This window comes from Vibrio nigripulchritudo ATCC 27043 (assembly GCF_000222685.1).
In the GTDB taxonomy this organism is placed as follows: Bacteria; Pseudomonadota; Gammaproteobacteria; order Enterobacterales; family Vibrionaceae; genus Vibrio; species Vibrio nigripulchritudo.
This window is the reverse complement of sequence record NZ_AFWJ01000079.1, coordinates 1-26874: the sequence shown is the minus strand read 5'-3', so window position 1 is coordinate 26874 and position 26874 is coordinate 1. Positions and strand designations below refer to the sequence as shown.

The window sequence follows — 26874 nt, the reverse complement described above, 5'->3', positions numbered from 1 at the left end:
CTCTATTAGCACACTTTGCTAAACCCTTGCCTTTGTTTGCATGACAAACACAGGTTGCTTTCTATTGCTTTTCTAATACGCCAAAGATCTATATTTGCGTTAATGAAAGCGAATCTTTGCTATTCAAAATCAATAATTTGAAATGGCGCTATTTAAAAGGTTTTTTGCGATGAGCACAGCTTTTGAAATGGACGCATCACGCTCCAATACACCTTTCTCATCTGTTGTTCCTGGGGTTGAAGGCGTTTATGACCTGACTCCAGACCAAGTATTACTCGACCAAGAACAACATGAGTCGGAAGTACGTTCTTATCCGCGTCGTTTACCAATTGCCATCAAGCGTGCATATGGTGCATTGGTGGAAGATACCCGTGGACAAATTTTTCTAGATTGCCTTGCTGGTGCAGGCACACTTGCGATGGGTTATAACCATCCCGAGATCAATCAAGCACTAAAAGATCAACTAGACTCTGGTCTTCCGTACCAGACTCTTGATATCACCACGAAAGCCAAAGACACCTTCATCAAGCGCGTTAAAGCGTTTCTGCCTGAAGAGTTTGCCAAAAATTCTGCCATTCAGTTCTGTGGTCCCTCTGGTGCCGATGCAGTAGAAGCGGCGATCAAGCTGGCGAAGCAAACCACTGGGCGCAACACCATGTTCGCATTCCGAGGTGCTTACCACGGAATGACCAATGGCACTATGGGCATGATGGGTAACCTTGGCACCAAAGCGCGTCGCACGGGTTTGATGTCTGACGTTCACTTTATGCCGTTTCCATACAACCTACGCTGCCCGTTCGGATTGGGTGGCGATGAAGGTGCAAAAGCCAGCATTCGCTACATGGAGCGTCTGTTGAATGATGACGAAGCGGGCATCATGAAGCCAGCTGCGATCATTGTTGAACCTGTACAAGGTGAGGGTGGTGTAATTCCTGCTCCGGCATTCTGGTTGCGCGAACTGCGTCGCCTTTGTGATGAGCACGGTATCCTGCTGATTTTTGATGAAATCCAGTGTGGTGTCGGTAAATCTGGTTACCGCTTTGCGTTCGAAGAATCCGGCATTTCTCCAGACATTCTCTGCCTGTCTAAAGCAATTGGTGGCGGTTTGCCGATGTCTCTGCTTGTTTTCAACAAAGAGATCGACACCTGGAAAGCGGGTGAGCATACAGGCACGTTCCGTGGTAACCAACTCGCGATGGTTTCAGGTGCAAAAGCGCTGGAAATCATTGAGCGCGACAACCTTGTTGAACACGCGAACATTGCGGGTCAGTACCTTCGTCTTGGATTAGAAAGAATCCAGAAGCGAGTGAAGTGTATTGCCGAAGTTCGTGGCAAAGGTCTGATGCTGGGTGTTGAAATCCAGAACCCTAATGGCGAGAAAAACAAATTCGGCGAACCCGTTGCAGACGGCGATCTTACACTAGCGATTCAGCGAGCAGCGCTTGAGCGCGGTTTGATGGTTGAGAAAGGTGGTCGTGAAGGTTCGGTGATTCGTTTCCTACCGCCTCTTATCATCTCGTTTGAGCAAATCGATTTTGCACTGCGAGTGATTGAAGAAGCGATGCTAGTTGCTGGTGGTGGTCTGAAAGACGAAACGCCAGAAGAAAGCGAATGGCAAAAGCATTTTATCCAGACGGGTGAAACAGGTGCTGATGAGTTTGCTTCGGTAATGAATCATACAACCAAAGCCATGAAACAATTGTTCGAGCAAGTGGACAAGCCATACTCCGGCATGGATCCAAAACTGCTTGAAGCCCAAATCAATGGGGTGAATCTGGATGCGTCGAACGAAAGCCTGAAAGACGTTATCACTGGTGCAACCGATCTGGTCGCTAAGAACGCGATTTTCACGCAACACCCTAATTGTATTGCCCACCTTCACACGCCTCCTTTGATGCCAGCGGTAGCTGCAGAAGCAATGATCGCGGCACTGAACCAGTCAATGGATTCTTGGGATCAGGCCTCCTCTGCCACTTATGTAGAGCAGAAAGTCGTGGACTGGTTGTGTGAACGTTATGAGCTAGGTAAAGACGCTGACGGTATCTTTACCAGCGGTGGCACACAAAGCAACCAAATGGGTTTGATGCTGGCACGTGACTGGATTGCAGACAAACTCAGCGGTCACTCCATCCAAAAACTTGGTTTGCCAGATTATGCAGACAAGCTTCGCATTGTTTGCTCAGCTAAAGCACACTTCACCGTGCAAAAATCCGCATCTTGGATGGGGTTAGGTGAGAAAGCCGTATTGCCTGTTGATGCATTGCCAAACGGCACTATGGATGCGACCAAGCTACAAGAAACCATAGAGCAAGCCAAAGCAGAGGGTCTGATTCCATTTGCGGTAGTGGGTACTGCTGGCACAACCGACCACGGTGCGATAGACGATCTGAACATCATTGCCGATGCAGCAAAAAAACACGAACTTTGGATGCACGTTGACGGTGCCTACGGTGGCGCATTGATCCTGAGCAGCCACAAGGCGCGATTGTCGGGCATTGAACGTGCAGATTCTGTGAGCGTGGACTTCCACAAATTGTTCTACCAAACAATCAGTTGCGGTTCTCTATTGGTGAAGGATAAAGCGAACTTTAAGTTCCTGCTTCACCATGCGGATTACCTTAATCGCGAACACGATGAGCTGCCTAATCTGGTCGACAAATCCATCGCAACAACTAAGCGTTTTGATGCATTGAAAGTCTTCATGACTATGCAAAACGTGGGTCCAAAAGCGTTAGGCGATATGTATGACCATCTGCTTGAGCAAACACAACAAGTGGCGGATCTGGTTCACCAACGCAAGGGCTTTGAGTTGCTCTCAGAACCTGCATTGTCAACGGTGCTATTCCGAGTAACCAATAACCAGGTTGATGATCTGTGCAAGCTGAACCAGAAGGTGCGCATCGAAGCCTTGGTTCGCGGCATTGCGGTACTGGGTGAGACCACGGTAAACGGTCAGTCAGCGCTGAAATTCACAATTTTAAATCCGTGTCTGGCTCTGTCAGACTTCGAAAAACTATTAAACGACATCGACCAACTAGCGGTTGAACTAGCGAAATAATAAGGGACAAGAATAATGGCAATTCTTCAAATTGGTGCAGGCGGCGTAGGTTGGGTAGTCGCACACAAAGCGGCTCAGAACAACGACGTGCTGGGTGATATCACCATTGCTTCACGTACTGTAGGCAAGTGTGAAAAAATCATCGAATCTATTCAGAAGAAAAACAACCTGAAAGATCCATCCAAGAAGCTGGAAGCTCGCGCAGTAAACGCAGACGATGTCGACGCTCTAGTTGCACTCATCAAGGAAGTACAACCTGACCTAGTGATTAACGCAGGTCCTCCTTGGGTGAACATGACCATCATGGAAGCGTGTTACCAAGCGAAAGTCTCTTACCTTGATACATCCGTTGCCGTAGACCTTTGCTCTGAAGGTCAGCAAGTACCAGAAGCGTATGACTGGCAGTGGGGTTACCGCGAGAAGTTCGAAGAAGCGGGCATTACAGGTATTCTAGGGGCGGGCTTTGATCCAGGTGTTGTATCTGTATTCGCTGCATACGCAGTGAAGCACCTGTTTGATGAGATTGATACCATCGACGTAATGGACGTGAACGCAGGTGATCACGGTAAGAAGTTTGCCACTAACTTCGATCCTGAAACCAACATGCTAGAAATCCAGGGCGACTCTTTCTACTGGGAAAACGGCGAGTGGAAACAAGTTCCTTGTCACTCTCGTATGCTTGAGTTTGATTTCCCGAACTGTGGCTCTCACAAAGTTTACTCGATGGCGCACGATGAGGTGCGTTCAATGAAAGAGTTCATTCCAGCAAAACGCATTGAATTCTGGATGGGCTTCGGTGATCGTTACCTGAACTACTTCAATGTTATGCGCGATATTGGTCTGTTAAGCCCAGATCCACTGACTCTACATGACGGCACGGTTGTCCAGCCTTTGCATGTACTTAAAGCGCTATTGCCAGACCCAACATCTCTTGCGCCGGGTTACACAGGTCTAACGTGTATCGGTACTTGGGTTCAGGGTAAGAAAGACGGTAAAGAGCGCAGCGTATTTATCTACAACAACGCTGATCATGAAGTCGCGTACGAAGACGTTGAGCACCAAGCTATTTCTTACACTACAGGCGTACCAGCCATTACTGCGGCGCTGCAATTCTTCCGTGGTGAGTGGGCAGACAAAGGTGTGTTCAACATGGAACAGCTAGATCCGGATCCGTTCCTTGAAACCATGCCTACTATTGGTCTTGACTGGCATGTGCAGGAACTGGAAGCAGGGCAGGGACTTCCCAATATTCACGAACTGAAAAAGTAAGAACCTAGCTCAGGCTAATCTTGAATTTACTAAAGCCGATGCCACTGCGTCGGCTTTGTTCGATTTTAAAGTGCTTTATTTGTTAAAGCACTCAAGGGACTAAGAATGCAAAAAAGCGAACTGAAAACCCCGTACTTCATGATCAATGAAGATAAGTTGATTGCGAACCTAGAGAAAGCCAAACAACTGAAAGAGATTTCTGGAGTGAAATTGGTGCTGGCGCTCAAGTGTTTTTCTACTTGGGGCGTGTTTGACATCATCAAACCTTACTTAGATGGAACGACAAGCTCGGGTCCATACGAAGTCAAACTTGGGCACGAAACGTTTGGTGGCGAAACGCATGCCTACAGCGTTGGTTATAGCGAAGACGATGTTCGTGAGGTCGCCGACATCAGTGACAAGATGATCTTCAACTCACAAAACCAGCTGGCGGCATATCGTCATATTGTTGAAGGCAAAGCTTCAATTGGTCTGCGTTTAAACCCTGGGGTGAGTTACGCGGGGCAAGATTTAGCAAACCCAGCGCGTCAGTTTTCTCGTTTAGGTGTGCAAGCTGACCACATCAACCCTGAAGTGTTCGATTCCATTGATGGTGTGATGTTCCACATGAACTGTGAGAACAAAGACGTTGATGCCTTTATCGGTCTGCTGGATTCCATCTCAGAGCAGTTTGGTGAATACCTGAATAAACTGGATTGGGTCAGCATGGGCGGTGGTGTGTTCTTCACTTGGCCAGGTTATAACATTGAAAAACTTGGCTTGGCACTGAAAGCCTTTTCTGAAAAACACGGTGTTCAGATGTATCTGGAGCCTGGTGAAGCGATCATTACGAAAACGACTGACTTGGTAGTGACGGTTGTGGATGTCGTTGAAAATCAGAAGAAGACAGCGATTGTTGATTCAGCAACTGAAGCTCACCGTCTGGACACGCTCATCTACGACGAGCCTGCGTCAGTCTTAGAAGCGTCTGAAAATGGTGAACATGAATATGTCATTGGTTCATGCTCTTGTCTGGCCGGTGACCAGTTCTGTGTCGCTAATTTTGACCAGCCACTAGAGATTGGGCAGAAGCTACATATCATGGACAGTGCCGGTTACACCATGGTGAAACTCAACTGGTTCAATGGACTTAAGATGCCTTCCATTTACTGTGAACGTTCCAATGGTGACATTCAGAAACTGAACGAGTTTGACTACTCAGACTTCAAACGTTCTTTATCTCAGTGGTCTGTTTCTTAGGGCTAGATAAAAAAGAATACCTAAATAGGGCGAATACGTGGCGTATTCGCCCTTTTGTTATCTTCTCTATTGACTCGTGTAAAGATTACTGAAAAATTCATCTAAGGAAGATGATTAACGTGATAAGGAAGTGCATGTCGAGTAAACCCTCTAACGCTGTGACCATGACGGACGTTGCTAAATTAGCCGGAGTTTCTCGTGCTTCTGCTTCCAAGTATTTCAATGGAGACATGTCTCTCAAGCCTGCGACCATTCAGCGCATCCAAGCGGCTTGTGAAGCCTTGCAATACGTGCCCAATCAGCACGCTGTAAACTTGGTAAAAGGGCAGAGTTCTCTGATTGCAGCAGTTGTGCCTTCCACTACTGATAGCTTCTATTCCGATACGCTGAAACACATTGAAGATTTCGCTAACGAGAAAGGTCTAAACCTGATTGTGCAGAGCACCCATGGTGATGCAGAACGAGAGCGCAAAATCATTCAGTCGCTTCGCAGTTTAAAACCGAGAGCATTGATTTTGGTTCCAACGGCAAGTGATGAAGCGTCAGTACGTTTTTTCGAAGCACTGCGTCACGATATACACATTGTCTGGCTGGATAACTGTTTGTTGGAAAACGCGAGTTATGTGGTTAACGATAACAGACACAGTCTGGAAATCATCTGTGATTATTTCCTCGAAAAAGGCATTCATCCTTTCTACCTGGATGTACCCAAGAAGCTTGAAAAACCGTCTATTACCACTCGCAGAAAGAGTTATTGCGATCGCATGGAGAACGCTGGCTTAACGCCCAGATTCATCGTAGATGAAGACTTAGACATCACCTGGCCAGACGCTGCGTACGGACACACGATGATCTTTAAGTGGCTGCAAGAAACCGACTGGGCGAATGAGAAATGCGGCATTATTTGCATGAATGACAACATCGCAGTAGGCGCGTTAAGTGCCTTAAACAACGCAGGGGTAAAAGTCGGGAAACAGGTTTTGCTGGCAGGACACGATGACATTGAACTCGCGCCATTTTTGACTCCACCCCTGACCACAGTGAAGCAAAGTTGCAGTCAAATGGCGAGGGCGGTGGTTGATGCGGTGTTGGAGCCGGAGATTATTCGAGAGGTCACCATTCATTCCCGTTTAGTGAAGCGTTTGTCTGCTTAGTTGAGGTTTAAAGTAACGATGTGATCTTGTCAAAGATCTTCTTATTTTTCCTCAAGCTACAGAATGTTTTTCCTAAAAATAAAAGCACTTTACTTTCAAAATAGTTAGGGGCTTTTATCCGTTTAACTACCTCATTTGTATTTAAGTTTAATTAAAACAAATAGTTACCATCGCGTGTTCTATTCTGGTTCACAAAACTGTTCACTAAATCACCTTTCTCATTTTTGATTCTGTACACGTGTCAAAATATAACATAGGGTTAACTTTAACGAATCGGTTAGAGAATTGGGCATCTGGAAAAAGATCCAAAAGATAGGAAGCGTTTCTTTTTCACAGCCATGTTATGCCCGTGTCATCCCATCTGATACAAGGAAGGAAAACGATGAAACATACCGTGAAAGTTGCCACCCTGACAGCGATTCTGGGTTTGGCTGCAATGTTCAGCCAAATGACAAATGCTGCTGAGAAACTCAAGCTTGCCCTGATCCCTGGGGTTGTTGATCCATTTTATTTCACCATGCACAGAGGCGCGCAACACGCTGCAGATGCCATTGGTGCTGACCTGGCATTTCAGGTTCCGCGCGAATGGAACACCACCGCTCAAGTGCCTATTTTGAACGCCATCATCGCCAAAAAACCAGATGCGATTTTGATTTCTCCGGTCGATAAACAACAGTTGATTGCACCGTTAAAACAAGCCGCTGATGCGGGTATTCGCGTGATTACAGTAGATACATTCATTGATGACGGAAACTATCAGGATGGAAGTGGTCCAGGCGATTTTGTCGACAGTTATATCGCATCCGACAACGTGCTAGGTGGTCGAATTGCTGCCCGAGCACTGGCGAAATCCATTGGTTACAAAGGCAAGGTGTATGTGGCAAGTGTGAAACCTGGCATTTCCACTACTGACCAACGCGCAGAAGGCTTTATGGATGAGATGAAGCGCTGGCCAGATGTAGAAGTTCTGAAGATTCAGTACAACGAAGATGATTCCAACAAGTCGGCATCACAACTTCAGGCAGTCTACGCACGTAATCCAGACCTTGCAGGTGTGTTTGGTGCCAACACGTTTTCTGCGTTGGGTGCAGCCGAAGGTGTGAAGAAGCTGGGTAAAGTGGGCGAGATTAAGGTAGTGGCATTTGATGCATTGCCAAGAATTGTTCAGGACATTAAAAGTGGTTTGGTCGACATTGCTGTCGCTCAGCAACCTGCCACCATGGGTTACTACGGTGTCATGACTGCCCATGCGTTGTTAACAGGTCAGGCTGTACCTACTCATATCGGAACCGGGTTTGTGGTGATGGATAAATCGAATATCGATTCACCAGACATCCGTAAATACGTGTACTCCGACTAAAGAATCACTGGGCAGGCGCGTCCTGCCCTAAGTCAGCATTCTAATTACAAACCTAAATCCATAGATAGGTATTTTTATGTCTAGTGTTCCATCTACCACAAAGGCAGAGGAGTCGTCTGCTCAAAATTCAGGATTTTCCTGGCTGGAGTGGTTGAGCAAAGCCTGGCCCTGGTTATTTTTAACTTTATTACTTCTGTTTTTTGAAGTGTGGTCTCAAGTGATGTTTGACACTACATTTCTGGGCAACAGCTTCACGCTGCAAAGTATTGCTTTATTTGCTGCTGCCCCATTGTTACTGGGCATTGGTCAAACCTTTGTGATCATAGCGGCGGGCATCGATTTGTCGCTGGGATTCATCATGGGTTTTGCCTCGGTCATTATGGCCGCTACCATGAATTTGATGCCAGCGGATACCTTTATTGCACTGATAGTAGGGTTCGGTGCAGCGCTGTTGGCATCCTTTATTCCCGGTGTCATCAATGGCACCTTGATTGCGAGGCTCGCTATCCCGCCGTTTATCGGAACATTAGGCATGTATGGTGTTGCAAGGGGGATGGGGTTCATTTTTGCTGACGGCACCACGGTCCCAGTCAACAACAGCTACCTGTATGCCTTTGGCAATGGGAAATTATTAGGCATTCCTTATCCGGTTTTGCTTGCCATTGCGGTGCTTATTCTCGCGCACTATCTGCTATCTCAAACCAAATTCGGGCAATACACTTATGCGATTGGTGGTAATCGCAATGCGGCGATTCGCTCAGGCATTAAAGTCAAACGCCAGCTGACCTGGGTATATATTCTTGCGGCTTTATGTGCAGGCTTGGCTGGTGCGACCTACACCGCCCGTTTCTCTGCTGGAGCAGCGCAGGCCGGCGAGCCTATGCTGCTGGATTCCATTGCGGCTGTGGTGATTGGAGGCGCCAGTTTGTTTGGCGGCTACGGCACTGTTATCGGCACATTGATCGGAGCATTGATCATCGCCGTTATCCAGTTTGGCTTAGTGTTTATTGATGTTGAACCATTCTGGCAGTTTGTGGCGGTTGGTGTGGTCATCATAGTTTCAGTGTTCATTGACCAGTCGAAATCTAAGCTGACAGGAGGTCACGATGAATAGTGCTGAACAAGCAAAGCCCATCCTGTCGGCGTCTAATCTTTGCAAAACCTTCGGGGGCGTCGAAGCGCTAAAACAGGTGTCGTTTGAAGTTCGACCCGGCGAAGTTATGGCATTGGTGGGGGATAACGGAGCGGGTAAGTCCACTCTGATTAAGACCTTGTCTGGTGTCTACATTCCCGATAGCGGCACCATGACTTACCAAGATGAGGATGTCGCCTTCGAAGACCCGTCGCAAGCACGAAGTTCAGGGATTGAAACTATCTATCAGGATTTGGCGTTGGCCGACAATCTGGATGTGGGCAGCAATATCTTTCTTGGTCGGGAACCCAAAACCAAGCGATTAGGGGTGTTTCCCGTATTGGACAGAGCCTACATGACCAAGGTGGCTGAAGAGGTCATCAAGCCACTCGATATCATCATTCCAAAAGCCTCACTGAAGAAACCCGTGCTCAGTTTGTCGGGTGGTCAGCGACAGGCGATTGCCATCGGGCGAGCGGTGTACTGGCAAGCCAAAGTACTGATTATGGACGAACCCACAGCGGCACTGGGTGTACCCGAGCAGCGCAAAGTAATGGAGATGATTTTAAAGCTCAAAGAACAGGGCGTCGCCATCATTCTTATCTCTCACAACATGAATGATGTGTTTGCGGTGTCAGACAGAATTACCGTTCTTCGCCGAGGGCAGGTTGTTGGTGTACGAGAAGCGAAAGAAACCAACAGCGAAGAGCTGGTGCATTTAATGGTTGCAGGTTAAGGAAAATCACATGTTAGAAGCAAGAATGAACCGGCTGTTTGGAGAGTCCGGACACTGTTTTGATGTCGCGATTGATCACGGCATGTTCAATCAGGGGGCATTTCTCCAGGGTATCGAAAATATGGATCAGGCGATTTCTGCCATTGTGGAAGCGGACCCAGATGCGATTCAGCTTCCACCGGGCAGCGCACGTATTCTGCAAGGGATGAACAAGCCAAAAAAACCGGCTTTGGTATTAAGAACAGACATTGCCAACTGCTATGGGACGGAATTGGTTCCACCCATTTTCTCGGAAATGATAGAAAACCCAGTGGAGAGAGCGGTTAGGCTAGATGCAGCCTGCGTTGTTGTGAATTTATTGCAGTTGCCGAATGAAACGGATTTGTATCGCCAGTGCTTAACGCGCATTAACGCGCTCAGAAAAGAGTGTGAAATCTACTCCATGCCGTTGATGGTTGAGCCATTAGTTATGCAGCCCAATAGTCAGGCAGGTGGATATATGGTGGATGGGGACCTAAGTAAGATCGTGCCATTGGTTCGCCAGGCCAGCGAGTTAGGTGCCGACATCATTAAAGCCGATCCCTGTGATGACGTGAGCGAGTATCACAAGGTGATAGAAACTGCCCAGCGAGTGCCAGTACTCGTTCGAGGGGGCGGGAGAGTGAGTGATGATGAAATCTTGAATCGCACTGCTCAGTTGATGAAGCAGGGCGCAAAAGGGATTGTTTACGGGCGTAACGTAATACAACACCACGATCCTGCGGGCATCACTCGCGCTCTAATGGCGGTGGTTCACCAGGGAACAACGCCGGAAGATGCAAAAGCAATGATTGGGGACGCGTAATGAAAACCATACGATTTGGCATTATAGGCGGCGGCATGATGGGTAAGGAATTTGCCTCCGCTGCAGCGCGCTGGTGTCATTTGACCGAGGTATCCGGTAAACCAGAAATCGTGGCGCTATGTGATACCAATGAATCCATTTATGGCTGGTATCAAGACAACTTTCCCAGCATCACACGCTATACGTCTGACTATCACGATTTGTTGAATGATGAATCTATTGATGCCATCTATTGCGCTGTCCCTCATCATCTTCATGAACAGCTGTATATCGACATCATCGAAGCGGGCAAACATCTTTTCGCAGAAAAACCGTTTGGGATAGACAAATCAGCTTCAGAAAAGATCTTAGCGTGCATTGAATCTCACCCGGATGTGTTCGTGCGCTGTACCTCTGAGTTCCCGTTCTATCCAGCCATGCAGGCGTTAATTCGAGAACTCAAACCCAGCTCAGATAATACGTTGCTGTATGCCGACATTGGTTTCCTGCATTCGAGCGATATCAACCCAGATAAACCCATCAACTGGAAGCGGCAGCAACAATTTTGTGGCGAATACGGGTGCATGGGTGACCTTGGTATGCATATTCTTCATGTACCTCTCAAACTAGGATGGGGGTTTGAATCTGTGTACGCCCAATTGAGCGATGTTGTTCAGAAGCGTAAGAATACACAGGGCGAATGGGTGGATTGCGATACCTATGAAAATGCCGACTTGCATTGTCAGGCAAGATGGGAAGATCAGGGCTTTCCTGTTCGCCTAAAAACCTACCGAATTGCGCCGGGGCATAACAATTCCTGGTACTTCGAACTTCATGGCACCAAGCGAAGCTATCGCTTTTCCACTGCCAATCCAAATCAGTATCAGAAGATGGAATATGAAGCAGGCGGCAAGCAAATCTGGCAAACCGTACCAGTTGGCTACCTGCCTGCTTATTCCACCATTTCGGGTGGGATCATGGAGTTTGGTTTTACCGATGCGGTTCAGCAAATGTGGGCGTCTTTTGTCGATGAACTCGCAACGGGAAGTGTGTCGGGTTTCCAATGTGTGACGCCGCAAGAGGCGTTTATTCAGCACCAAATTTTCACAGCAGCTTTGCTGTCTCATCAGAATCAATCCGTGGAGGAAATACAATGAAACGATCTCAGGTCAACCAAGCGATACGAGATGCGGAAGCCTTGATGGAACAATTCCATTTCAAACTTCCACGCTGGGGGAAGTGGAGTAAAGATGCTTGGCAGAAAAACTCAGATCTTGCGGCATACAACAACCAATATCAGCTCGGGTGGGATGTGACGGACTTTAATGAAGACCGATTCGATCAGCGAGGGCTGGTGTTGTTCTGCATTCGAAACGGAGATCAGTCTGATAAAAACAGCGTGCCTTATGCCGAAAAGATCATGATGGTCAAAGAGGAACAAGAAACGCCGCTGCACTACCACAAAAAGAAAGTGGAAGACATCATCAACCGAGGTGGCGGAAATTTGGTGGTCGAATGTGTCAAAGTCAACGGGAAAGGTGAGCATCTGGACAAAGACATTAAGGTGACAGTTGATGGTGAATGGGTACAGGTAAAACCGTTTGAACCAATCATTCTTTCGCCTGGGCAGAGCATCCGAATCCCTACGGGGTTGATGCATCGTTTCTATGGTGAGAAGGGTAAAGGTCCGGTGCTGACGGGGGAAGTCTCGATGGCGAATGATGACAACGGAGATAACTATTTTGATCAGCCACTTGGTCGTTTCTCTGACATTATCGAGGATGAGCCAGCGATCTACCCATTGTGGAATGAACTCAAGTAGGCTGGCTACGGAGCAGGTTGGTTATGGATCAGCGGCAGGGGATTTTGTGCATTGGCAACTGGATCGTTGACCTTGTGCATTTTGTTTCGCCTTGGCCAGAAAAATCTGGTTTAGGCTTGATCGAGAATCAGGTTAAGGGACCGGGCGGTTGCGCATTTAATGTGTCTATAGGCTTGAGTGTACTGGATGACACCGTTCCAGTTTACGGGTGTGGTGTTGTGGGCGATGATGAGTACGGGCAGTTTGTTCTCGATGTTTGCCATCAGTACGGGTTTGATTACTCCTGGATTAAGTCGATTCCCGGAATCACGGCTCACACTCATGTCATGACGGATGCAAAAACCGGAGAGCGCACGTTTTTTTACCAAGACGGTGTATCAGCGAAGTTTTCCCCTGTCGATATTCCTTACACCGCAATTGGGATGCGGAACATCAAGATGGCGCATTTTGGTTATCTATTACTGCTTAAAACCATGGACTCCCTAGATGCCAACGGTCTACCTTATGCCGTAAAAGCACTAAAACAGCTAAAGATTCTTGGGTTAGAGACCAGTTTAGATATGGTGTCGACCGAGATAAGAGATGTGGATTCTCAGGTTACCCCCTGCCTGAAGTACGTTGATCACCTGATCATTAATGAACTTGAGGCGGGGTACTGTTTGCAAAAGACTCTGCGAAAAGAGGGCAGCATCAGTTCAGATGATGTTTTAGCGGCGGGTCAGGCGCTGCTTGAAAAAGGCGTGAACAAGAACGTCATTATCCATATGCCAGAAGGGGCGGCTTGGGTTTCAAAGTATGGGGATTCAATATGGGTGGAGAGCCTGGCACTCAGTTCTGAAGACATTGTTTCCAGCGTAGGGGCGGGGGATGCATTTTGCAGCGCATGTCTCTGGGGAATTTACAATGAAATTAGCCCTGTAAAAACACTTCATCTGGCCAATGCCAATGCTGCCGAATGCCTGAAAGGGTATACTACGGTTGATTCGCTGGTTTCTATTCACCAAATCCGCAAAAAGCACGGTTTGTAAGTTATTGGTTAAGCGACTGGGTGGCAATCTGATTGACTTTGATCTTCTTCAGTCCCTGATTAATGATTTTCCGCCATTTTCGACCCAGATCGTCGTTAGTAAACGCAATAAACAGCTCTTTGTTTTCTAGTCTTTTGGCGTTCATCTGCAACTCACCATTCAATAAATCGAGTTTGGGATCGTTTTCCATTAGGTATTGAAAGACGTATTCATCTATTACAGCGATGGAAATGCGTTCAGCTCCCAATTTACGGATGTTAGATGCGTCATTTAAAACAGGAGAAGCGCGCAACGTGCCGTTTGCTATTTTTTCGTCCAGTTCCTTGGTATTAACGTAATCCTGAACCACGCCAATACTATAGGGTTTGAGATCAGACAATGTTGACCATTTAATTGGATCCTTAACGCGCTCGACGAAGCCCAAAGTACTGGAACCGATGGAATCAGAAAGTAGAAGGTCGTCGGATTCAAGATGATACTCCGGGAAATAGCCAGCGTAATCCTTGTTGTTCTTTGCAAGCCGAACCGCTCTTGACCAAGGATAAAAACGAATTTCAAGGTTGTGTCCCATTGCCTGTAAAGCTGCTTTAACAACTGCAGAAGATGCACCGTGATCAGAGAGGTATTGGCTGGTGTAAGGTGGCCACTCAAGAGATGTCAGTACCAGCGTATCTGCGTTTGAATCGGGTGATTTTATTAAACTGCAAAGGGCGATAGCAGCAAGCGCAATTTTATTCATAGGCTCAGTAATTCAGACAACCATTAACCTGAAGGTTAACCAATAATTGTGTGAGCTGAAACTATTCTTGTTGATGAAATTAAATATAAGACAGGAATACAGAGGAATGTGCGGGTTTTGTTTTAAAACCCGAGAGTAGAGAGCCCAAACTCGCTGCGGCTTGGGCTCAGTTTATTAACTTTCCAGAACGACTCGCGTATCTTCGCTAAGAGACTCTAGCTCATTGATGATGTCTTTGATGTTCGCTTCTTTTGGAATTTTAACTGCTATTGTTGAACTAAACAGGCTGGAGCTGACTCCGCCTCCTCCGGCGATAAACACGCGCTGGCAATCCATATCTAAAATACTGACGCCCTGACCATCCAGCACATGGCTGATTTCATTGACAATACCCGCCCGGTCATTCGCATCCAACCTGAGCTGGTGGATGGTATCTTTTTCATTGCTGAGGTCGTTTGCATTGCTGAATTGAACCAGAAGGTCGGGTGTTTGAGCAAACGCGTCTTTGACTGTGTCTTCGTTTTCCGAAGGTAACTCGATTTTGATGACGGCAGCGACCTGATGTTCGATGAAATTCACCTTACTGAGTAGCCACTTGCCTCCGTTGTCGTGAGTAATGGAAGCCAGTTTTTTGATTGTGGTTGGGGTCGCAGTTCCTACAAAGCTCACTATGAAGGTCGTGTACATACGCATCCTCCTATCTTAAGGCTATTGACCTGATTCAGAGCCAAAAATTTGCTCTGTGATATCAGTTTAGAGGTTTACCGGTAGGGAAATATGATAGTAATCAAGTTTATTAAAAGAGGGGCGGGCATAGCTCTAAAAACTGAAAAAGCGCCTGAGAAGGCGCTTTAATGAATTCCGACTGCAGCTTAAAACGTGATGGTCAATTCCATACCGTAGAATTGCTTGTCCAGAGGTCCTTGTGGGTTAACGGCTAAGTCGACATCGGTTTGGTAACCAGTCCACGGAGTCGTTCTGAAATTGAATTTCGCATCTCCGCCCCAAGCATCGGTTACCCAGTAATGAATGTGACCAACTGGGTTTAAGAAGAACAGGGAAACATCGCCAAGCGTCTCAGAGCCTAGTACCTCTCCACCATTGGCAACGATGCTCTGCTCGCCTTCAAACATCAATTCACCGACTACTGCGCCGAAAAATGGAGTAATGAAAATGTCCTGCCACGAAGGGATTTCTGCAAATGCCTCAACGCCAAACTCCCAGAACAAGGTAGACATGGTCAACGAGTAGAGGTACGACTCAAACTCATTGAATCCAGCGTGTCGGGAAGCGGTGTAGTAAACACCACCGAAATAAGGGTGCATGATGTAGTTAAGGAAATGTTCGTCGCGGTCCCAGACAGGTCCCTGGCTAACATTATCGACCCACTTCTTACCGAGCTTACTCATGTCACGTGCTTCGGCATCCCACTTGGTGATGCTTTCTGGCAACAGAGTCATTAACCCGACAGTCGCGACACTCAGTCCAAGAATGGTATAGGTCTGCTCTTTCAGATACTGCCAATCCTTTTCTGGCTGTACTTGCAGGTAAAGCGGGAGCGGCTGCTCCACTTCAGGGTTCGTCTCAATATTGTCATTAAAAGACAGATAGAATGGATTTATGCTTGTATCAATGTTAAGACTGTAGCTCTGATGGTCATAGCCGCTATTCAAGTCATAGGATAAGTTGTCGATATCAAAATCAGCAGCTTGAGTCGAAGTTGTAAATGCAAGCAATGCGGTAGACAGTGACTTCAGTCGCACAGAGATCTCCGTTGAGAATAACCAATAACAGTGAGCTGAGCATTATTTCCTGTACGAATCATAGATGCAATCACTTTGATCGTTAAAAAATTGAAAAATATCAGCCTTTAACACGGTCTAAGAAGAATAGTTGAACAGAAAATAATTGACTAATTTGAGTCAGCTTGCGTAGCAGAACTGTGAAAATAACAACAATTCGAAAGATAAAGGATTAGGTTTATGTTGAAAGTGGCAATGTTGAGTACCGGTGAGGAGGTGCTTCATGGCGACATTGTGGATACCAATGCGTCATGGCTTGGTGAAACGCTGTATCAGAGTGGGTTTCAGCTCTCTGCCCGCTCTACCGTCGGCGATCAGTTGGATGTGCTTCAGGACGAAATCGAACGTCTGAGCAAGACATTTGATGTGGTGATTGTCAATGGAGGTTTGGGTCCTACAACTGATGACCTGACGGCTTCAGCAGCGGCAAAAGCAGCGAACCAAAAGCTGATTTTGTTTCAGGAGTGGCTGACCGTTCTTGAAGAGAAGTTCACTCGTCGCGGGCTAACAATGCCAGACAGCAATCTAAAACAAGCCATGTTGCCTGAAAAAGCCAGTATTATAGATAACCCAATTGGCACAGCCTGTGGGTTCGAAATGCAAATCGACAAAGCCATGTTCTACTTCACACCGGGCGTTCCAAGTGAATTTAAAAAGATGGTATGCGAGCAAATTCTGCCAAGCCTGGGCGATAAACATCGTGACATCTTACCTTCCGAATGTAGCCGAATTTACACTGTGGGGCTTTCTGAGTCCGGTATTTCAGACAAGTTAGACCTTATTAAACTGCCTGAAGAATACGAGCTGGGTTATCGCTCATACATGCCATTCATTGAAGTTAAAATCTTCGGACCTGCCGCGGACATGGAACGCAGGCTCAAGCTGCTTCAAGTGGTATACGGACACTTAAAAGACAATGTAGTGAGTGTTGATGAGCCTATGATCGACAATGTTGGTGCATTGTTAGCGGAAACAGGAACAACGCTCTCTATTGCAGAGCAAGCCAGTGGCGGCTTTTTAACGAGTTGGGTCCACGAAAATGAGCTAGTAGCGCAACAGCTTAAGCAAAGCTGGGTGATGAACACTCAAATGGATAAAAATTTGGTTGAACAGGATCCTCTGGCCGCCGCTTTAGCGCTTGCGGCGGCAACTCGCGAAAATGGCAAAGCGACGTTTGGCTTGTCTTGTGGAAAATTGAAAGACAACGTGTTTGCCATCGCACTATCAACAGGAAACGGCGAGTGGGGGCAAGTGCTGGAATTCGCCAGAAACTATGCCAAGCAGGATAAACGCAGCCTGATTGCCGCAGTGATGTTGGACATGTTAAGGCGTCATTTAGAGCAAAAAGCTGTCTTTGGACGATATAGTTCTCTGGTTAGAAAAAAAGAGCTCTATGTGCCAAATTCTGCGGTGTAAAAGTTATAAGGAAAAGCATTGACAACAAAATTGTCTTTGCGTCTCAAGGAGTAATGAGAGCCAAAAAACGAAAGAAAACAAATCACGTTTTATGCAAGTGTTTTTTTCAACATTTTCTTTAAAATGAGTCTTGGGATTGGCGAAAAATTAGCTAATATAAGAAGGTCAGAACAACATATTGACACCTTTACTCACTTCATTTGCGATCTGGAGGGACCCATGATTACACAAACGATGATCAAAGTTTGGTACCGTGTATCCGGTGAAAAAGTGTTGTTGGGAGAAGCACATAGCCAACATGTCAGTGATTTGGTATCAACTTGGTTGGAAGCGCCCAGAGCAGACAATGATACCCCAAATGGTGGTTACAGAATGTCTCTGTTTGATGATGGTGGAAAACCAATAGGTGAGAAAGATATTTCGTCCAAAACAGCTGAATATTTACTCAAAAAATATGCAGGTTTAAGCAATTCTGAGTGCATTCAAGACGCTGCAAATTGACGGAAATGTAGGTCAAAAACACAAAAATCAGGCTGTTTTGACCTTTAGCTGATAGTTTACTTTTTCCAATTCTACATCGGTTTTTGCCCTGCATATGCAGGGCAAAATTTCTTTTGGCTGTGTAAATGCCATAGCAAAACCAACATATTCAACTTCACCAGACTTCAATTCACATCGACATGCACCGCAATGACCGTCTCTGCAATTGTATTCTGGCTCAAAACCAGCCAGTTCCATTTCTTCTAGCAGCGTTCTTCCACTACTAGTGATTGGGTTGAGTTCGTTGATTTTGATTTTCTGCATTACAGCTCGAAGTCTCCGAAATCTTCTGCATCCACTTCGTTGTCAATCTGACCAACTAGGTAAGAGCTGATTTCTGCTTCCTGTGGTGCAACCTGTACGTTGTCTGAAGACAACCAAGCATTGATCCATGGGATAGGGTTAGAGTTTGCTTCAGGGTATGCCGCATCCAGACCTACTGCCTGCATACGAATGTTAGTGATGTACTCAACATACTGACAAAGGATGTCTTTGTTCAGACCGATCATTGAACCGTCTTTGAACAGATATTCTGCCCATTCTTTTTCCTGCTCAGCTGCATCTCTAAACAGATCAAAACATTCTTGCTTACACTCTTCAGCGATTTGCATGAACGTGAAATCATCCTGACCGTTACGAAGCAGGTTCAGCATATGCTGAGTACCCGTAAGGTGAAGCGCCTCATCACGAGCTATAAGCTTGATGATTTTTGCGTTACCTTCCATTAGCTCACGCTCAGCGAATGCAAATGAACATGCGAAGCTCACGTAAAAACGGATTGCTTCCAGTGCGTTAACTGACATGAGGCAAACGTAAAGCTTCTTCTTAAGATCATGCAGCTTGATCTCAACAGTTTCGCCATCGATTTTGTGAGTTCCTTCGCCGTAGCGGTGGTAATCGTTAGTCAGCTGAATCAAATCGTCGTAGTAGTGTGCAATGTCTTTTGCACGCTTAAGAATGTGCTCGTTTTCAACGATGTCGTCGAATACCAAACCAGGATCGTTCACGATATTACGGATGATGTGCGTGTAAGAGCGTGAGTGAATGGTTTCAGAGAAAGACCACGTCTCGATCCAAGTTTCTACTTCAGGTAGAGAAACCAACGGCAGTAGTGCCACGTTCGGGCTTCTGCCCTGAATAGAATCCAGCAGAGTCTGGTACTTTAGGTTACTGATGAAAATGTGTTTTTCATGATCAGGCAGGTTGTTGTAGTCGATACGGTCGCTCGACACGTCTACTTCTTCAGGACGCCAGAAAAAAGAAAGCTGTTTTTCAATCAGCTTTTCAAAGATTTCAAATTTTTGCTGGTCGTAACGCGCTACGTTTACTGACTGACCAAAGAACATAGGTTCTTTTAGCTGATCGTTTTTCTTTTGAGAAAAAGTACTGTAAGCCATATATGCCTCAAATCCTTTAAAGCCTCTTTGAGAGTCAAAGAGGCTGTTTATATCTATTACCTTGATTCAATAACCAAAGTTTTAAATCTTACAAGCGCCGCCTGCACAATCGTCATCCTGAGCTTTCGCCGCTTCTGACTGCTCGTCCGTCGCACCATCTCGGGTGTTATGGTAGTAAAGCGTCTTCAAGCCGTATTTGTATGCAGTAAGCAGGTCTTGCATAAGAAGCTTCATAGGTACTTTACCGTTTGGCTGAACACTTGGATCATAGTTAGTGTTCGCCGAGATAGCCTGATCCACAAACTTCTGCATCAAACCAACCAGTTGCAGGTAACCATTGTTAGATGGAATGGTCCAAAGCAATTCATACTGGTCTTTCAGGTTTACGTAGTCAGGTACGACCTGCTTCAAGATACCGTCTTTAGATGCTTTAACAGATACGAAACCACGTGGTGGCTCAATACCGTTAGTTGCGTTAGAGATCTGAGAAGAAGTCTCTGATGGCATCAGTGCCGACAGAGTGGAGTTACGCAGACCGTGTTCAACGATTTCCTTACGCAGTGTTTCCCAGTCGTAGTGCAATGGTTCATCACAAATCTTGTCAAGATCTTGCTTGTAAGTGTCGATAGGCAGTAAGCCTTTCGCGTAGTTTGTTTCGTTGAACAGCGGGCAGGCACCTTGCTCTTTCGCCAGGTTCATCGATGCTTTCAGCAAGTAGTACTGAATCGCTTCAAATGTGCGGTGAGTCAGGCCATTTGCACTGCCGTCAGAGTACTTCACGCCATTCTTCGCTAAGTAGTAAGCGTAGTTAATGACACCAACACCCAGAGTACGACGGTTCATTGTAGACTTACGCGCAGCCGGTAGTGGATAGTCCTGGTAATCCAGTAGTGCATCCAGAGCACGAACAACCAGGTCAGCCAGCTCTTCAAAGTCATCCAAGCTTTGAATTGCACCCAAGTTGAACGCAGAAAGCGTACATAGTGCAATTTCACCTTCGTCATCTTCAACATTGTTAAGAGGTTTAGTCGGAAGAGCAATTTCCAGACAAAGGTTAGACTGACGAACGGGTGCTACAGCCGGATCAAACGGGCTGTGAGTGTTACAGTGGTCAACGTTTTGAATGTAAATACGACCTGTTGAAGCACGCTCTTGCAACAATAACGAGAAGATATCTACCGCTTTAACTGTTTCGCGCTTAATCGATTCGTCTGCTTCGTATTTCTCGTACAGACGATCAAACTCATCCTGATCTTCGAAGAATGCGTCATACAGACCCGGAACGTCAGAAGGAGAGAATAGAGAGATGTTGCCGCCTTTAATCAGGCGAGAGTACATCATCTTGTTGATTTGTACGCCGTAATCCATGTGACGTACACGGTTTTCTTCAACTCCGCGGTTGTTCTTCAGTACCAGCAAAGATTGCACTTCACGGTGCCAAAGTGGGTAGAAAACAGTCGCAGCACCGCCACGAACTCCACCTTGAGAACAGCACTTAACCGCTGTTTGGAAGTACTTATAAAATGGGATACAGCCAGTGTGGAAGGCTTCACCATTGCGGATTTCAGAACCCAGTGCACGAATACGACCAGCATTAATACCGATACCCGCACGTTGAGAAACGTAACGTACAATAGCGCTGGAAGTCGCATTGATAGAATCAAGGCTGTCATCACACTCAATCAGAACACATGAACTGAACTGACGAGTAGGTGTACGTACACCAGACATAATTGGTGTAGGTAGGGAAATCTTGAACGTAGACGCGGCATCGTAAAAACGTTTGATGTAATCAAGACGTGTATCTTTCGGATACTTCGCGAACAAGCAAGCGGCCACTAGAATGTAGAGGAACTGAGCACTTTCATAGATTTCTTTCGTTACTCGGTTCTGAACAAAGTATTTGCCTTCAAGCTGCTTCACTGCTGCGTATGAGAAGTTCATATCGCGTGAGTGATCGATGAAACCATTCATCTGTTCAAATTCAGCTTTGGTGTAGTCTTCAATCAGGTGCTTATCGTATTTGCCAGCGTCAACCAGCTTAGCTACGTGATCAAACAATACAGGCGGCTCAAACTGTCCGTACGCTTTTTTACGCAGGTGGAAGACCGCTAGGCGTGCTGCCAGATACTGATAGTCCGGAGACTCTTCAGAGATGAGGTCAGCAGCAGATTTGATAATGGTTTCATGAATATCCGACGTTGTGATGCCGTCGTAAAATTGAATGTGTGACTTTAATTCAACTTGAGAAACGGAAACATTGTCCAGACCTTCTGCAGCCCATGCGATAACGCGATGGATCTTCTCCAAATCAATGTTTTCTTTGCGACCGTCCCTTTTTGTCACAGTTAGTTGTTGGTTCATTCTGGTAGATTTCCCTGACGAAACTGCTAAAAGCCGTATTTCTTTGGTAATTCTTGTAAAACTGTAGTCGGCTTTGTGATCTATATCCACCACATATGGTGACTCAAAACACTATATGTGGTGTTGTTCGGTTGAACGAGTTACAAGATAGTGCGCGGTGGGTGATTTTTCAAGTTGGAAGAGTTGCACGACTTGTGGATAAGTTGGGGGAAGAAAAAAAAGGTAAGTATCTACTAACCTATCATTTTAGGCAGAGATTACCTGTAAAAAATGATCCACTCATAGACTGTTTTAATTATGAGCAGAGTAAAAAATATTTTTCTTGATCTTTGAGGAAAAAAGGTCTCCAAAACCAAGCTGTACAAAGGTCACACAAGTCGTTGTGATATTGCGCAAAAAGGAGAGGAACCTCTACTTTTTTACAAAAAATAAGATTTGTTGATTATTGTCTCACTTTTCACAAATTTGCGAAAATCCGATTTGCATAATGAGCATTTATATTATGCAGAATGTGGCTATGAAATGGTGAGTTCTGGGGCTTAGGATAACTTCGTGAATATGCGCTCTGTGACTAGGTTTATGCGCAACGAAACACTAATTGATTTTATTGAATGGAGAAGGCCAAAAGAATCCTGAAAGAGACCACCTAACGATTCGATAGGCGGTCAGGAAAGCAATAGATCTAGTTATTGACGAGTGGTATGAACAATGTAGTTAACGTCTACATTAGTACCGAGAGAATAGCGGTCGTTTAGAGGGTTGTACTGCAAACCTGTTATGGACTCTTCATAAAGGTCTGTGGTGTCAATCATCTTGAGAAGTTCGGCAGGTCTTATGAACTTATCGTGATCGTGAGTACCTTTTGGAACCAGCTTAAGTAAGTGTTCTGCCCCTACAATGGCGAACAAATAGGATTTAACGTTTCTGTTTAACGTAGAGAAGAAGACTTTGCCACCCGGTTTTACCAGTTCGGCACAGGAACGGATAACAGACAATGGGTCTGGTACATGTTCCAGCATTTCCATACAAGTTACGACGTCATACAGTCCAGGGTTTTCAGCGGCGTGGTCTTCTACCGTACTTTGTACATAGGTTAGGGTAGTGCCTGTTTCCAGCGCATGAAGCCTCGCTACTTCCAGCGGTTCTTTACCCATATCCAGCCCTGTAACTACGGCTCCTTCTTTCGCCATGCTCTCTGCGAGTATGCCGCCACCGCAGCCTACATCGAGCACTTTCTTACCGAATAGCCCTTCACATTTGTCCAGAACATAGTTCAGGCGGAGCGGGTTAATCTGGTGTAGAGGTTTGAATTCACCTTCCAAATCCCACCAACGAGAAGCCATGTCTTCGAACTTTTTGATTTCAGCTGGATCGACGTTTTGCTGCTTGGTCATAACAATCACATTAAAGATTAGGATGGGAGCATTATAACGGCTGAAAATGCGCAGGACAGCAGATTTCCATTTTTGTGAAATTCACCTTGATAATCTGGCTATAATTCATACAGATAAAGTTTTACTGTGCAATTTCTCATCGATTGAATCACAACCAAGGTCACAACCTGATAAAACGAAGGGGAAAGAGATGCCGAATGGGGTATTTGTGTGTTATATTTTTGAACCTTGTACGTATCTAACATACGATCAAACTATAGAGGGATAATGGCTCTATGAGCGATCTAGCTAAAGAGATCACGCCCGTAAATATTGAAGATGAGCTTCGAGGTTCATACCTAGACTACGCGATGTCCGTAATCGTGGGTCGTGCTCTTCCTGATGTGCGTGATGGCCTAAAACCAGTACACCGCCGCGTATTGTTCGCGATGAATGTACTAGGCAATGATTGGAACAAACCATATAAAAAATCCGCCCGTGTGGTTGGTGATGTAATCGGTAAATACCACCCACATGGTGATAGTGCTGTATACGACACAATTGTGCGTATGGCACAGCCTTTTTCGCTTCGCTACATGTTGGTCGATGGCCAAGGTAACTTTGGCTCGATAGACGGTGACTCTGCTGCGGCAATGCGTTACACCGAAGTTCGTATGGCAAAAATTGCCCACGAGCTTTTGGCTGATCTCGACAAAGAAACAGTGGATTACGTACCTAACTACGATGGTACTGAGCAAATCCCTGCGGTACTGCCAACAAAAATTCCTAACCTACTGGTGAATGGTGCCTCTGGTATCGCGGTAGGTATGGCAACAAATATCCCGCCCCACAACCTGACCGAAGTGATCGAAGGTTGTCTGGCGTACATCAATAATGAAGAAATCACTATTGATGAACTGATGGATTACATTCCAGGTCCTGACTTCCCAACGGCAGCTCTAATCAGTGGTCGTAAGGGCATCGTTGATGCTTATAAGACAGGTCGCGGTAAGATCTACATGCGTTCTAAAGCAGAGATCGAAGCCGACAAGAATGGTAAAGAAACCATCGTTGTTACTGAAATTCCATATCAGGTCAACAAAGCTCGTTTGATCGAGAAAGTCGCTGAACTGGTTAAAGATAAGAAAGTAGAAGGCATCAGTGCACTGCGCGATGAGTCTGATAAAGACGGTATGCGCATTGTTATTGAATGTAAGCGTGATGCAGTCGGCGAAGTGGTTTTGAATAACCTTTACGCTCAAACGCAACTGCAAACTACTTTCGGTATCAACATGGTTGCGCTGAACAATGGTCAGCCTCAACTGTTTAACCTGAAAGACATGCTGAAGTGCTTCGTTGATCACCGCCGTGAGGTTGTGACACGTCGTACTATTTACGAATTGCGTAAAGCTCGCGACCGTGCTCACATCCTGGAAGGTTTGGCTCTTGCACTGGCGAACATTGATGAAATCATCGAACTGATCCGTAATGCGCCAACTCCTGCCGAAGCGAAAGCTGGTCTTGTGGCTCGTGGCTGGGATCTAGGCAATGTAGCGGCAATGCTTGAACGTGCTGGTACTGACGCCGCTCGCCCAGACTGGCTCGAAGAGCAATACGGCATTCGCGAGGGTCAGTACTTCCTGACTGAGCAGCAAGCACAGGCTATTCTGGATCTGCGTCTACATAAGTTGACTGGTCTGGAACACGAAAAGATTCTTGATGAATACAAAGCACTTCTAGAAGAAATCGCTGAGTTGATGCACATTCTGGCAAGCACAGAGCGCTTGATGGAAGTGATTCGTGAAGAACTTGAAGCAGTACGTGACGGTTTCGGCGATACTCGTCGCACAGAAATCACAGCAGCGGTTCACGACATCGACATGGAAGAACTGATTGCTCAAGAAGATGTGGTTGTGACTCTATCACACGAAGGTTACGTTAAGTACCAAATCCTAAGCGATTACGAAGCACAGCGTCGTGGTGGTAAAGGTAAGAGCGCGACGAAGATGAAAGATGAAGATTACATCGAACGTCTGCTAGTTGCGAATACTCACGATAACATTCTATGTTTCTCGACCCGTGGTAAGACGTACCGCCTGAAAGTGTATCAATTACCTCAAGCGAGCCGAAATGCTCGTGGTAAGCCAATTGTGAACATTCTTCCATTGGAAGAAGGTGAACGTATTACAGCTATCTTGCCAGTATCTGAGTACTCTGCTGATAAGTACATCTTTATGGCAACGGGCGACGGCACAGTTAAGAAGACGTCTCTGGATCAATTCGCTAACGTTCGTTCAAACGGTCTGATTGCTGTGAACCTTCGTGATGACGATTCTTTGATTGGTGTTGATATTACCGACGGTGACAGCGACATCATGCTGTTCTCGAAAGAAGGTAAAGTCGTACGCTTCTCTGAAGATAAAGTTCGTGCAATGGGTCGTACCGCAGCAGGTGTTCGTGGTATGAAACTCGCTGAGAATGACCAGGTAGTGTCCTTGATCGTCCCATCTAACGAAGGTGACATCTTGACAGTTACGCAAAATGGTTACGGTAAACGTACACCACTAGCAGAATACCCAACGAAAGGTCGTGCAACTCAGGGTGTTGTTTCTATTAAGGTTTCTGAGCGTAACGGCTGCGTAGTTGGTGCGGTTCAGACTGAAGAAAACGACGAGTTCATGATGATCACCGACGCAGGTACCTTAGTTCGTACTCGTGTATCTGAAGTGAGCCAGGTTGGACGTAACACGCAAGGTGTAACGCTAATCAGAACGGCAGAAGACGAGAATGTTGTTGGTTTGCAGCGCATTGATGAAGTTGAGGAATCTGATTTGCCGGAAGGTGAAGAAGCTGAATCAGTAGAAAACAGTGCAGAGCAACCCGCTGCTCAGCAGGATGACTCACAAGAGTAAAGTCCAGCAAATTAAATAACGAAAGCCGTTTCATTTGAAACGGCTTTTTTATTGAAGAAAACTCTATCTAGAAATCGCTTTTAAATAAAAAGTACTTAAATAATAAAATGCCTAAGTGGGGGAACTTATATCCACTTAGGCATATTTTGATCGACTTAGATAATTTTGAATCAAATTAAGGTCACGTTCTTTTATTAGCAGAGAGCAGGTGCAGCAAATTTTAAATCTTCCAGAATTCTTGTATAGCCACTGATATTGAATTTATTACAGTCTTCTTTTGTATCAATGTTTAAATAAGGCTGTGTACTTAGTGAAGAAACGAGCATGTAATAGTAATCGATGTTCATTTCATTACATCCTGGCACCTTTCTGAGCGCGGAATACAGGGTTTGTTTAGTCACGTGGTTAAAGCGTGATTCTTCCAGTTTTCTTCTGGATTCAATATCCTGGCTTAGTCCACCACGTGTCAGAAGGACAGGGATATTTGGGTGGTCTTGCCAGAATTGGACATACTTAACGATAATTTCTGACAACTGGACCTGGCTGCGTGAATTAAATGCAGCAAATTCTTTTGCCAGGCGAGGTGTGTGTTCTTCAATTAGCTGATCAAAAAGTTGTTCTTTATTTTTGAAGTAGTAAACAACCAGTGCTGGGCTAACTCCGACTTTTTGAGCAATCAGCCTAAATGTGACTCGTTTGAATGCATGAGT

Annotated in this window: 22 protein-coding genes; 14 read left to right on the top strand and 8 right to left on the bottom strand. The window is 45.9% G+C overall.

What is annotated here, in order from left to right; all coding sequences use genetic code 11:
• The first annotated feature begins 169 nt into the window (after positions 1–169).
• From RH89_RS08415 to RH89_RS08365, 11 genes are all read left to right on the top strand, one after another.
• Positions 170–3058, top strand: a complete 2889-nt coding sequence (locus RH89_RS08415; RefSeq protein ID WP_004401073.1) for a pyridoxal phosphate-dependent class III aminotransferase — start codon at positions 170–172, stop codon at positions 3056–3058.
• A gap of 15 nt (positions 3059–3073) precedes the next feature.
• Positions 3074–4327, top strand: coding sequence for a carboxynorspermidine synthase (locus RH89_RS08410; RefSeq protein WP_004401072.1), 1254 nt, complete (start codon positions 3074–3076; stop codon positions 4325–4327).
• A gap of 105 nt (positions 4328–4432) precedes the next feature.
• Positions 4433–5566, top strand: a complete 1134-nt coding sequence (gene nspC, locus RH89_RS08405; RefSeq protein ID WP_004401071.1) for a carboxynorspermidine decarboxylase — start codon at positions 4433–4435, stop codon at positions 5564–5566.
• Positions 5567–5700: 134 nt separating this feature from the next.
• Complete coding sequence (locus RH89_RS08400) at positions 5701–6720, top strand: LacI family DNA-binding transcriptional regulator (protein WP_004401070.1); 1020 nt, start codon at positions 5701–5703, stop codon at positions 6718–6720.
• 382 nt (positions 6721–7102) lie between these two features.
• Complete coding sequence (locus tag RH89_RS08395; RefSeq protein WP_004401069.1) at positions 7103–8080, top strand: ABC transporter substrate-binding protein; 978 nt, start codon at positions 7103–7105, stop codon at positions 8078–8080.
• A gap of 76 nt (positions 8081–8156) precedes the next feature.
• Positions 8157–9194 (top strand): ABC transporter permease subunit, encoded by a 1038-nt coding sequence (locus tag RH89_RS08390; protein ID WP_004401068.1) that lies wholly within the window; start codon positions 8157–8159, stop codon positions 9192–9194.
• Positions 9187–9948 carry an ATP-binding cassette domain-containing protein gene (locus RH89_RS08385; protein ID WP_004401067.1) on the top strand — a complete coding sequence of 254 codons (762 nt, stop codon included), beginning with the start codon at positions 9187–9189 and terminating at the stop codon, positions 9946–9948. The genes RH89_RS08390 and RH89_RS08385 overlap by 8 nt, the downstream gene beginning before the upstream one ends.
• A 10-nt stretch (positions 9949–9958) precedes the next feature.
• Positions 9959–10792, top strand: coding sequence for a class I fructose-bisphosphate aldolase (locus tag RH89_RS08380; protein WP_004401066.1), 834 nt, complete (start codon positions 9959–9961; stop codon positions 10790–10792).
• Positions 10792–11928, top strand: a complete 1137-nt coding sequence (locus RH89_RS08375; protein ID WP_004401065.1) for a Gfo/Idh/MocA family protein — start codon at positions 10792–10794, stop codon at positions 11926–11928. The genes RH89_RS08380 and RH89_RS08375 overlap by 1 nt, the downstream gene beginning before the upstream one ends.
• Positions 11925–12593 carry a D-lyxose/D-mannose family sugar isomerase gene (locus RH89_RS08370; RefSeq protein WP_004401064.1) on the top strand — a complete coding sequence of 223 codons (669 nt, stop codon included), beginning with the start codon at positions 11925–11927 and terminating at the stop codon, positions 12591–12593. Before RH89_RS08375 ends, RH89_RS08370 begins: the two co-directional genes overlap by 4 nt.
• Positions 12594–12616: 23 nt before the next feature.
• Complete coding sequence (locus tag RH89_RS08365) at positions 12617–13621, top strand: carbohydrate kinase family protein (protein WP_004401063.1); 1005 nt, start codon at positions 12617–12619, stop codon at positions 13619–13621.
• A 1-nt stretch (position 13622) separates the two neighbouring features.
• On the opposite strand, the gene RH89_RS08360 is transcribed toward RH89_RS08365, so the two are convergent.
• From RH89_RS08360 to RH89_RS08350, 3 genes are all read right to left on the bottom strand, one after another.
• Complete coding sequence (locus RH89_RS08360; RefSeq protein WP_004401062.1) at positions 13623–14360, bottom strand: substrate-binding periplasmic protein; 738 nt, start codon at positions 14358–14360, stop codon at positions 13623–13625.
• Between the two features lie 174 nt (positions 14361–14534).
• Positions 14535–15047 (bottom strand): glycine cleavage system transcriptional repressor, encoded by a 513-nt coding sequence (locus RH89_RS08355; RefSeq protein WP_004401061.1) that lies wholly within the window; start codon positions 15045–15047, stop codon positions 14535–14537.
• A 185-nt stretch (positions 15048–15232) separates the two neighbouring features.
• The gene (locus RH89_RS08350) at positions 15233–16123 is read right to left on the bottom strand and encodes a DUF3943 domain-containing protein (protein WP_004401060.1); all 891 of its coding nucleotides are present in this window, start codon (positions 16121–16123) and stop codon (positions 15233–15235) included.
• 219 nt (positions 16124–16342) lie between these two features.
• Between RH89_RS08350 and RH89_RS08345 the strand changes: the two genes are divergently transcribed.
• Positions 16343–17578, top strand: a complete 1236-nt coding sequence (locus tag RH89_RS08345) for a CinA family nicotinamide mononucleotide deamidase-related protein (protein WP_004401059.1) — start codon at positions 16343–16345, stop codon at positions 17576–17578.
• A gap of 219 nt (positions 17579–17797) precedes the next feature.
• Complete coding sequence (locus RH89_RS08340; protein WP_004401058.1) at positions 17798–18079, top strand: hypothetical protein; 282 nt, start codon at positions 17798–17800, stop codon at positions 18077–18079.
• Positions 18080–18106: 27 nt separating this feature from the next.
• Here RH89_RS08340 and yfaE read toward each other — a convergent pair whose 3' ends face one another.
• The 4 genes from yfaE to ubiG all read right to left on the bottom strand — a co-directional run bounded on the left by yfaE (position 18107) and on the right by ubiG (position 23273).
• Positions 18107–18382: a class I ribonucleotide reductase maintenance protein YfaE gene (gene yfaE, locus RH89_RS08335; protein WP_004401057.1), complete on the bottom strand. Its 276-nt coding sequence runs from the start codon at positions 18380–18382 to the stop codon at positions 18107–18109.
• On the bottom strand, positions 18382–19515 hold the full coding sequence (gene nrdB, locus RH89_RS08330) for a class Ia ribonucleoside-diphosphate reductase subunit beta (RefSeq protein WP_004401056.1): 1134 nt from the start codon (positions 19513–19515) through the stop codon (positions 18382–18384). Before nrdB ends, yfaE begins: the two co-directional genes overlap by 1 nt.
• 81 nt (positions 19516–19596) lie before the next feature.
• Positions 19597–21879 (bottom strand): class 1a ribonucleoside-diphosphate reductase subunit alpha, encoded by a 2283-nt coding sequence (gene nrdA / locus RH89_RS08325; protein ID WP_004401055.1) that lies wholly within the window; start codon positions 21877–21879, stop codon positions 19597–19599.
• A 686-nt stretch (positions 21880–22565) separates the two neighbouring features.
• The gene (ubiG, locus tag RH89_RS08320) at positions 22566–23273 is read right to left on the bottom strand and encodes a bifunctional 2-polyprenyl-6-hydroxyphenol methylase/3-demethylubiquinol 3-O-methyltransferase UbiG (protein WP_004401054.1); all 708 of its coding nucleotides are present in this window, start codon (positions 23271–23273) and stop codon (positions 22566–22568) included.
• A 275-nt stretch (positions 23274–23548) separates the two neighbouring features.
• Here ubiG and gyrA point away from each other — a divergent pair, with 275 nt between their 5' ends.
• Positions 23549–26164, top strand: a complete 2616-nt coding sequence (gyrA, locus tag RH89_RS08315; RefSeq protein ID WP_004401053.1) for a DNA topoisomerase (ATP-hydrolyzing) subunit A — start codon at positions 23549–23551, stop codon at positions 26162–26164.
• 194 nt (positions 26165–26358) lie between these two features.
• On the opposite strand, the gene RH89_RS08310 is transcribed toward gyrA, so the two are convergent.
• A partial coding sequence (locus tag RH89_RS08310; RefSeq protein WP_004401052.1) for a TetR/AcrR family transcriptional regulator occupies positions 26359–26874 on the bottom strand: 516 nt, incomplete at its 5' end.

What these genes read in the sequence shown, in the direction of transcription:
- RH89_RS08385 (WP_004401067.1), top strand. Translation starts at nt 9,187, where the DNA reads ATGAATAGTGCTGAACAAGCAAAGCCCATCCTGTCGGCGTCTAATCTT.
- RH89_RS08340 (WP_004401058.1), top strand. Translation starts at nt 17,798, where the DNA reads ATGATTACACAAACGATGATCAAAGTTTGGTACCGTGTATCCGGTGAA.
- RH89_RS08375 (WP_004401065.1), top strand. Translation starts at nt 10,792, where the DNA reads ATGAAAACCATACGATTTGGCATTATAGGCGGCGGCATGATGGGTAAG.
- RH89_RS08370 (WP_004401064.1), top strand. Translation starts at nt 11,925, where the DNA reads ATGAAACGATCTCAGGTCAACCAAGCGATACGAGATGCGGAAGCCTTG.
- nrdB (WP_004401056.1), bottom strand. Translation starts at nt 19,515, where the DNA reads ATGGCTTACAGTACTTTTTCTCAAAAGAAAAACGATCAGCTAAAAGAA.
- RH89_RS08365 (WP_004401063.1), top strand. Translation starts at nt 12,617, where the DNA reads ATGGATCAGCGGCAGGGGATTTTGTGCATTGGCAACTGGATCGTTGAC.
- RH89_RS08400 (WP_004401070.1), top strand. Translation starts at nt 5,701, where the DNA reads ATGTCGAGTAAACCCTCTAACGCTGTGACCATGACGGACGTTGCTAAA.
- RH89_RS08390 (WP_004401068.1), top strand. Translation starts at nt 8,157, where the DNA reads ATGTCTAGTGTTCCATCTACCACAAAGGCAGAGGAGTCGTCTGCTCAA.
- RH89_RS08395 (WP_004401069.1), top strand. Translation starts at nt 7,103, where the DNA reads ATGAAACATACCGTGAAAGTTGCCACCCTGACAGCGATTCTGGGTTTG.
- RH89_RS08355 (WP_004401061.1), bottom strand. Translation starts at nt 15,047, where the DNA reads ATGTACACGACCTTCATAGTGAGCTTTGTAGGAACTGCGACCCCAACC.
- RH89_RS08380 (WP_004401066.1), top strand. Translation starts at nt 9,959, where the DNA reads ATGTTAGAAGCAAGAATGAACCGGCTGTTTGGAGAGTCCGGACACTGT.
- gyrA (WP_004401053.1), top strand. Translation starts at nt 23,549, where the DNA reads ATGAGCGATCTAGCTAAAGAGATCACGCCCGTAAATATTGAAGATGAG.
- RH89_RS08360 (WP_004401062.1), bottom strand. Translation starts at nt 14,360, where the DNA reads ATGAATAAAATTGCGCTTGCTGCTATCGCCCTTTGCAGTTTAATAAAA.
- RH89_RS08410 (WP_004401072.1), top strand. Translation starts at nt 3,074, where the DNA reads ATGGCAATTCTTCAAATTGGTGCAGGCGGCGTAGGTTGGGTAGTCGCA.
- yfaE (WP_004401057.1), bottom strand. Translation starts at nt 18,382, where the DNA reads ATGCAGAAAATCAAAATCAACGAACTCAACCCAATCACTAGTAGTGGA.
- RH89_RS08345 (WP_004401059.1), top strand. Translation starts at nt 16,343, where the DNA reads ATGTTGAAAGTGGCAATGTTGAGTACCGGTGAGGAGGTGCTTCATGGC.
- ubiG (WP_004401054.1), bottom strand. Translation starts at nt 23,273, where the DNA reads ATGACCAAGCAGCAAAACGTCGATCCAGCTGAAATCAAAAAGTTCGAA.
- nrdA (WP_004401055.1), bottom strand. Translation starts at nt 21,879, where the DNA reads ATGAACCAACAACTAACTGTGACAAAAAGGGACGGTCGCAAAGAAAAC.
- nspC (WP_004401071.1), top strand. Translation starts at nt 4,433, where the DNA reads ATGCAAAAAAGCGAACTGAAAACCCCGTACTTCATGATCAATGAAGAT.
- RH89_RS08415 (WP_004401073.1), top strand. Translation starts at nt 170, where the DNA reads ATGAGCACAGCTTTTGAAATGGACGCATCACGCTCCAATACACCTTTC.